The sequence below is a fragment of the Alkalibaculum bacchi genome, from assembly GCF_937875145.1.
GTDB lineage: Bacteria > Bacillota > Clostridia > Eubacteriales > Alkalibacteraceae > Alkalibaculum > Alkalibaculum bacchi_A.
Window position 1 is genome coordinate 1 of sequence record NZ_CALNCS010000116.1, and the last position, 7,366, is coordinate 7,366.

Annotated in this window: 7 protein-coding genes; 1 reads left to right on the forward strand and 6 read right to left on the reverse strand. The window is 36.7% G+C overall.

Annotated elements, in window-relative coordinates; all coding sequences use genetic code 11:
- Positions 1 to 168: 168 nt before the first annotated feature.
- The 6 genes from Q7P22_RS07640 to Q7P22_RS07665 form a co-directional block, all read right to left on the reverse strand.
- Positions 169 to 2,799 carry an alpha-mannosidase gene (locus tag Q7P22_RS07640; protein ID WP_303862676.1) on the reverse strand — a complete coding sequence of 877 codons (2,631 nt, stop codon included), beginning with the start codon at positions 2,797 to 2,799 and terminating at the stop codon, positions 169 to 171.
- Between the two features lies 1 nt (position 2,800).
- Positions 2,801 to 3,676: a PTS fructose transporter subunit IIC gene (locus Q7P22_RS07645; protein WP_303862679.1), complete on the reverse strand. Its 876-nt coding sequence runs from the start codon at positions 3,674 to 3,676 to the stop codon at positions 2,801 to 2,803.
- Entirely contained in the window at positions 3,649 to 3,831 is a 183-nt protein-coding gene (locus Q7P22_RS07650; RefSeq protein WP_303862692.1) for a hypothetical protein, read from the reverse strand. Before Q7P22_RS07650 ends, Q7P22_RS07645 begins: the two co-directional genes overlap by 28 nt.
- A gap of 31 nt (positions 3,832 to 3,862) precedes the next feature.
- The gene (locus Q7P22_RS07655) at positions 3,863 to 4,171 is read right to left on the reverse strand and encodes a PTS fructose transporter subunit IIB (protein WP_303862681.1); all 309 of its coding nucleotides are present in this window, start codon (positions 4,169 to 4,171) and stop codon (positions 3,863 to 3,865) included.
- A gap of 2 nt (positions 4,172 to 4,173) precedes the next feature.
- On the reverse strand, positions 4,174 to 4,638 hold the full coding sequence (locus tag Q7P22_RS07660) for a PTS sugar transporter subunit IIA (RefSeq protein WP_303862684.1): 465 nt from the start codon (positions 4,636 to 4,638) through the stop codon (positions 4,174 to 4,176).
- A 157-nt stretch (positions 4,639 to 4,795) separates the two neighbouring features.
- Entirely contained in the window at positions 4,796 to 6,586 is a 1,791-nt protein-coding gene (locus Q7P22_RS07665) for a transcription antiterminator (RefSeq protein ID WP_303862686.1), read from the reverse strand.
- A gap of 495 nt (positions 6,587 to 7,081) precedes the next feature.
- Here Q7P22_RS07665 and Q7P22_RS07670 point away from each other — a divergent pair, with 495 nt between their 5' ends.
- A complete protein-coding gene (locus Q7P22_RS07670) occupies positions 7,082 to 7,258 on the forward strand; it encodes a hypothetical protein (protein WP_303862689.1) in 177 nt (58 codons plus the stop codon).
- Positions 7,259 to 7,366 lie beyond the last annotated feature (108 nt).

Here is a 7,366-nt window from a genome sequence, read left to right on the forward strand (position 1 = left end):
TATTTAATACAACAGTTCATAGAAAAAAATAACCTAAAAAACAGTTAGTGCAATAAAACTATATATACTTCAGCGCTACTTAAAAATTATCTATCAATTATTTCAAAGTCTAAGAAATACTAGCGACAGATAAAGTTTAATGCCGCTAGTATTTATACAATTACCAATCTACACTGAACTAAATGGTATTAAAATACTTGCTAAGTCGAATGGAGGAATGATATTGTCAGACGTTAAAAATTCCTCTTCTAGTGCATTTACTCTTTTCCCTATTTTTATCAATTTATCCGGTATTTCAATTGGTTCGTTTGTCATATTCTGTATACGAACCACAAAACTATCCTTTACACGATAAGCTGGGTAAATAGCACAAACATCGTAATTATCAGATAATTCTAGTAATGACTGTTCAGACGGCACATGTGGGTTGCCCTCTGTTTGCCATATTTTATTATCCAAACGATTAATAAATAGATTCAGACTTTGCCGCTGGTATGAAATAGAGGGAGAAAGCAATTCACGAGTTATTTTATTAGTATAACCCATGCTGAATTGGCCTTCACGTAGCTCGAATGCAAAATCAAATTTGTTAAGTCCCTCATTTTCAGCCAACGGCGTAGAAATAAAAACATGTCCCTGATTAGTAGTGTCGCCTGAAGCTCGGCCAGGACGCCATGCAAGATTCGGTTTACCTAGATAACTTGTATTTGACATTAGAGTTATATATAAAATACCATTATTGTATTCATATTCTTTTTCCCCAGCACCCCAAAAAGTAAAGTGCATCTTTTTATTTGTCACTGTGACTGTTTTATCAAAATTAAAAATATTTACAGGTTTTTCAACATAATTTGCATTCCAATTTTTGGGGATAGGCTTACTCTGATTAGAGACATAACCACACTGTATTCCAGCAAATATTGCCTCATCTTGGCTAATAAGAGGAGAAAAGGCCAAACGGACTCTATGAGAAAACACACGATTATTAATCGTAAGATGCACTGAAATTTGGTTTTTATCATTAAACTCAAATAAAAACTTATATTCTAAATTTCCAAAATGAGGCTGAGCAGCGTCATAGTCTTCAAGTGACAAGGGCATACGCGCAGCCCCAATTACAATAAGTTGTTTTTTGTCGCCACAGGTTTTAACGTAAGCATGCTGTAAAGGCAATACATGTTCAGAATCGCCTTTTAAGGGAGAATAATCATACGTATCCCCATCATTAGCTGCATCAACAATTTGAAGAAAATTAGGATATACACGTTTGTTATAAAATAACTTTAATGAGTTATTTTCATACTTTAATGTTTGAAAACCGTTAGAAATCTCTGGACATGAATTTTCCTCTTGTTTTCTGATTGACATTATCGACATTTCTGAATTTGCGGGAAGTATGTGTAAAACGCGATATCCTAATCCAGGTAGATCGACTTGTCCATTCAAAGTAACTTGAAAATACTCAGGCTCATCTGTAAACACTTGACCTTTTGGCGTAAGGGTTAAAATGTGATGGCGCTCAGGAAACAATTGGGTATCTTCTAAATAGGTGCCTGACATGCCATCAATTTTAAATTTAAGATCTTTTGTAACCAACTCTATCGATTTACGACCTACAAAATGATAAGGAAGTGTATTAAATATTAATAGGTCAGAAGGGCCTAAATTTAAATACTCGGCTAGCTTCCTTTTAATAATATTTTCTATTCCGTCAGCAATTTCATTTGCCTCTTTAAAACGCTGCATTATATCTACAGCAACAGTATCCGACACACAGCCCCCAATGGAGTCATGTGCCTGACACTCAAGCATTTTTTTCCACAAAGTGAGTAATAAGCCATTATTTATAGTAATACCAGACTTGATACCAATAACGACAAGCGGCTCAACGCGTTTTAAAATTTCTAATAGAAAGTTCTCTTTTTTAATTTTGTATCTAATTGAGCCAATAGTTCGATGAACTCGAGCGTATCGCGGAAGCCGTAATTCTCCGCTATACTGAGCTAGGCTTCCGCGCTTTTTCCGAACCACTTCAACAAAGCTGGGATAACTATCAATGACGGTATGGCATTTGCTGTGTGAATTTAGCTCTCTAACCGTACTATTAATATCATGAATAATATTCATTTGGTCAATACCAGAGGGCATTAGTACATCTTTAAAACCACTATATTTTGCTTCAAATTGAGCAGCAAGATCATATCGTTCATTGACAAATTCTTTGATCTTTTTTTTAGACTCAGGCGCAATTTGGGCTGTAAAATATCCAAATGGAAAATTGATTGCCATCACTTGCTTATTACCAAGACCGCGCCAATTAAAATAGATAGATTTACACTGCTGATCTAAATCAATACCTCTCCAAAAAATAAAATTATCTATTCCAACCTGCTGTAACAGTGTTGGCATTTGCGCATTAAACCCAAACGTATCTGGAAGGTAGCCAACCATCATTGGCTCACCATAGTTATTAATTGTATCATTGATTCCAATAACCAAATTTCTAATAATTGACTCAGCATCAGGAAGCAATGCGTCTGTTTGCGTATACCATGGGCCAATAAATAGCTGATGGTTGGCAACCAATTTTTTTATCTGCACTTTAGCTTCTGGATGTATTGCAACATATTCATCCACAATGGAGACTTGGCCATCTAAAGTAAAGTTTGCGCTTGGATTATTTTCAAGCTCATTAAGAACCTCAGTAAATAACTGCTCGCTTAAAACTAAAGCATCCATTGTACTGAAATACCATTCACGGTCCCAATGTGTATGATTAACTAAATGTGCCGTTAGCATTTTAATCCTCAATTTCAGGCTTATGCTTAGTAACCGTTTTTAAGAAATTAACCATGAGCGCAGTCACAAAGATACCAACTAAAATAGAAAGAGTATACAGAAGTGGATTCGATGAGAAAGGTATTGCCATAACTGTCGCTAAAGCAGTCTCATGGACTGTGCCAAATGCAGCATTTAAGGCACATCCACACATCGTACCAACCATAATACTAGGTATTACTCGTAAAGGATCAGCTACGGCAAACGGGATCGCTCCTTCAGTAATCCCTACACAGCCCATAATTGCAGCTGTCCTTCCATTCTCAATCTCAGATGGGCTATAAAGCTTTTTCCCGCCAAGTAATGTAGCAACGAACATTCCGAGTGGAGGAATTCCAATTGCCATCAACATTGCTGTACTTGCTTGATAACCACCTGAGGTAAATGCGGCCATACCAAAAGCATAGGCAACCTTGTTAACCGGGCCGCCCATATCAAATGCCATCATAGCTCCGAGAATAACAGCTAAAATTACAGCATTTGCGTCGCTCATTCCTGTTAGCCAATTTGTTAAAGATTGTGTGGCAGCCGCAATTGGGCTTCCGAAAACATATATCATTACGAAGCCAACAACTAGCGTTGTCAAAAATGGAATAATTAAGAGAGATTTTACCGTCACTAAGCGAGTCGGCATTGGCATTTTTTTCAACCATCTTGCAAAATAGCCAACAAGCACTCCTACAAGCATCCCCCCCAAAAAACCAGTACCCATTGTGTTTGCAACTGTTCCAACAATGAATGCAGGGGCTAATCCGGGCCTATCAGCAATAGAATAAGCAACGTATGCAGCAATTATGACTGGAATAAAACCTAATCCAGTTTGGCCCAGAAGGCGCATATTACCCCATATATCACTGGTCTCATTACATTCTCTCCGCCTCCTATAACTGCAATCGAGGCCAAAAGACCTGCAGCGGTAACTAGTGGAATCATGTACGAAACGCCTGTCTGGAAATGCCCGGCTAAGCGCTTTGCACCACCTTTATATTCCATATTTCTCTCCCTTCAATTGCTAACATAACTTTTAAATTTCTGATATAGCCTTATCAATAACTGCCCTCCCATTTTTAACAACTTCAGAAGTCCCTACTCTACAAATTTTTTTCCCATCAAACCTATCTGCCTCGGATATCGTGGTATCTACAGCAAAAATTACAATATCAGCGTCAGCAATATCTTGTTTTGAAAGACGATTTTCAATTCCCATAGCACCTTGAGTTTCCACCTTTATGCTATGTCCTTCTTTTTTTGCATATTTTTTTAGGTTTTCTGCAGCCATATAAGTGTGAGCTATACCAGCAATACAAGCCGTAACTGCTACTATTTTTGCCATAGTTAAACCTCCTCTTTATTAAAGGAAGACACAAGTTTTTTTGGATCGTTCTCTTTTTTTATAAAGTTTAAAAAATCATCATCCATTAGCCGTCCTGAAAGATTTGCAAGCATTTTTAGATGCTCTTTATCACCGCCCTGAGGTCTAACTGCCATCAAAAAAATGACATCAACTTTACTTCCATCTAGTGAATTCCACTCAAGCGGTTTTAGAACCTTAGCAAAAATCATTGAGGCATCCCGCACAGCTTCACTCTTGCCATGAGGGATTGCAATGCCATTTCCTATCCCAGTAGTTGCAAGCGATTCCCTCTTAAGAACATCCTTCGCAAAAACATTAGAGTTTGTAATTGTTCCGTCCTTTTCTAAAATTTTTGATAATTTAAATATTGCATCTCTTTGGGAAATAGCATCTAAACCGATTACAATATTTTTTTCTGTTATAAAATTTTCTTTATTAACTGTCATTAATTTCACCTCCTAACAATTGGATGGCTTAGTAGATGGATAACCTCGTCGACTTCAGTCAATTCAGCCAGTTGTTTTAAAAGAGTTTGATCTTCTAATAAATCGTCAAAATAACTAAATAATTTCTCTTTGTATGGCCGAATCATACTGTTCATCGCTAAGAAAAATACAACAAGTATAAGAAAAATACAACAAGTACTTTGGAATTATTCCAAACCACTCCGTCAGGATTGATATATATAGCAATACAAGGTGTTTTAACGTATTTAGTGTCTCCATGAGGAACTGCAACAAAATCAATCACTGTGCTTGAGAGCTTCTCTCGAGCTATGGCAGATTCAATTAAACCTGATTCGCCAAATCCTTTTTCCTGAATTTTTTCACCTATAAATTGAATTACGTCCTTCGTTGTTCTCTGCTGGCCATCAAAAAAGATCAAATCACGATGAATCATTGCCGTAAAACTCGTAGAGTTAGGACAAGAATTATGTACATGATTAATCGCTTCTTGAACTCTCTTTATTGAGCTACTATCCAAAAAAGGAGTTACTACTACTACTGGAACTGATGGTATTTTAATATTTATTGTGCTTATTACTAAATCTTCAGTAATGGGACTTTGTTTTAGTTGTTGTAAAGATGTGACTCGCGTAATTACAAGTGAATTAGAAAAAATTCTACTAATTCTTTGTTCAATTAAACTGGCAGTACCTAGTCCACTACTACACACAATGACTGCAGAAACGCGCCGATTACTACGCTCAATAAAAGCTTCTATATGGAGAGCAATGTATGCTAATTCATCATCATTTAAATCAATATTAAACTCATTTTTTATATTTTTACCTAAACTAGTCGCTTCATCATAAGCAATCGGAAAGAATTTTTTTGTATCTGTAGCATATGGATTCCTGAGAGACAAGCCTAATGATAAACGCTTCATCGCTGGCACTAAATGTAGCGTTAAGTTTTGAATTAATGTCTTATCATACTGATTTAAATTCTCTAGAAGAAAATCCACGATCTTTCTATTGCTATAAAAAATTTCATTTTTATGCTCATTAATAGAATAATTAGAGGTACTTTGTGTGCCTTGTATAGCAAGTATGTGAATATTAATATAACCTTTTTCAACCGTTGGAATTTTTAGCATAAAATGGTGTTCTAGAATTTGTACTAATAATTCAGTATTTTTTTCAATCTTGCCAGAATTATTATAATCTAATGGTAAAAATTCGTTATTTTTTATACGCTTTATAGCAATTATAAGATGAACAGCTAATGATTGATACTCGTAATCACTCAATGAAAGTTTACTATCATCTTCAAACTCATTTAGAGCTGAAACCACTGTACTAATCGTATCATTATCAAAAAAATTTTTTAATTCTTTTGGTACTTCGATCCTTGCACATAAGCCATCTCTTTTTTCACTAATAAAAGCTGCATTCCCCCAATACGCTGAAAGCAATTCAGCTATAAGTTGTCTTCTAACCTGCTCGCCGGCAGCTATAAATACGCCTTCACGAGTAACTTGAAGCTCAGCATGGGTGTGGGAAATAAGTCGTTTTATTACTTTTAGATCTGTTTTTAAAGTACTTTCACTAATATATACCGAATTAGCTAATTCTCGAAAAGTCTGACGCTCATTCAATAACAACAACCTTGATAACAAATAAACTATTCTACTATTTCTGGTATTCATTGAGGATGATATTGGCTGAGAATCAAGCGCATTAATAAATTTAGATACATCGCCCTTAAAATAAATACCTACATTTCTTTGGCGAACTAGAGTTACATTATATGACTGAGCTATCATACCAATATGATTTAAATATTTAGCTACAGTTTTGCGGGATTTGCCAGTAATACTTATTAAATCCGTATAATGTACAAGGTTAGAGTAGGCGATTTTACGAATAATTGTGAGTTCGTTCTCGTCCATTATGCTCACTCCCTAGTTTCTAGCTATTTATATTAAAGCCCTTTTAAATGTACTTGACATACAAAGTAGTATACTTTGTATAAGTATACTTTAATTTTTTATAAAAAATTTTTCCTACAATAAGGTTTTAACTAAAAATTTTAATTTTATTATTAACCCATGGAATGGACTAACACCTATATCATAAGTTTCAATTTTCTTTAAGCACCTAAGAAACAAAAAATGAAGAATGGGCATATGCTGACAATACGAAGAAGGTAAAGCACCTCATAGGAACGACACTTGGGAAGACCCCGTAAACGAGGTGAGCTCGCGTCAAATCCAGGAGTTCGAGCGGGATATGGTAAGCGACGGATATGGGCAAAATACCGTCTCTCACACCCATGTGCTTCTCAAGACGGTCTTCATCAGGGCTCGCAAAGCCGAAGATATCACATCTAACCCGTTTGATCTTGTCGATGCCCCGAAGCGAGCCAAGAAGCCCAAATAGGGTCAATGAGGACCTTTGTCCTCGCCTCCCCCAAAACCGAAAGCTCAGCCAGGACGATTTCCCACGGCCCTGAGCTTGCCCACGTCCTTAACGGGAGGCTCAAGGCGATGCATGACGGCCGAGAGAAGATGGGACTCGACTGGGATGAGAGACTCTACGTCGTCGAAGTTGCCGTTCTCTGAGGCTGGAAGAGCTCCATGTCACTCGGGCAGGAATGGCAGGCCTTCGTGAGGCTTGCGAAGCTTGTCGGCACCCAAGGTGTAACTCCAAGGTTTCATGACCTAAGGCAT

What these genes read in the sequence shown, in the direction of transcription:
- Q7P22_RS07655 (WP_303862681.1), bottom strand. Translation starts at nt 4,171, where the DNA reads ATGGCAAAAATAGTAGCAGTTACGGCTTGTATTGCTGGTATAGCTCAC.
- Q7P22_RS07650 (WP_303862692.1), bottom strand. Translation starts at nt 3,831, where the DNA reads ATGGAATATAAAGGTGGTGCAAAGCGCTTAGCCGGGCATTTCCAGACA.
- Q7P22_RS07665 (WP_303862686.1), bottom strand. Translation starts at nt 6,586, where the DNA reads ATGGACGAGAACGAACTCACAATTATTCGTAAAATCGCCTACTCTAAC.
- Q7P22_RS07640 (WP_303862676.1), bottom strand. Translation starts at nt 2,799, where the DNA reads ATGCTAACGGCACATTTAGTTAATCATACACATTGGGACCGTGAATGG.
- Q7P22_RS07645 (WP_303862679.1), bottom strand. Translation starts at nt 3,676, where the DNA reads ATGCGCCTTCTGGGCCAAACTGGATTAGGTTTTATTCCAGTCATAATT.
- Q7P22_RS07660 (WP_303862684.1), bottom strand. Translation starts at nt 4,638, where the DNA reads ATGACAGTTAATAAAGAAAATTTTATAACAGAAAAAAATATTGTAATC.
- Q7P22_RS07670 (WP_303862689.1), top strand. Translation starts at nt 7,082, where the DNA reads ATGAGGACCTTTGTCCTCGCCTCCCCCAAAACCGAAAGCTCAGCCAGG.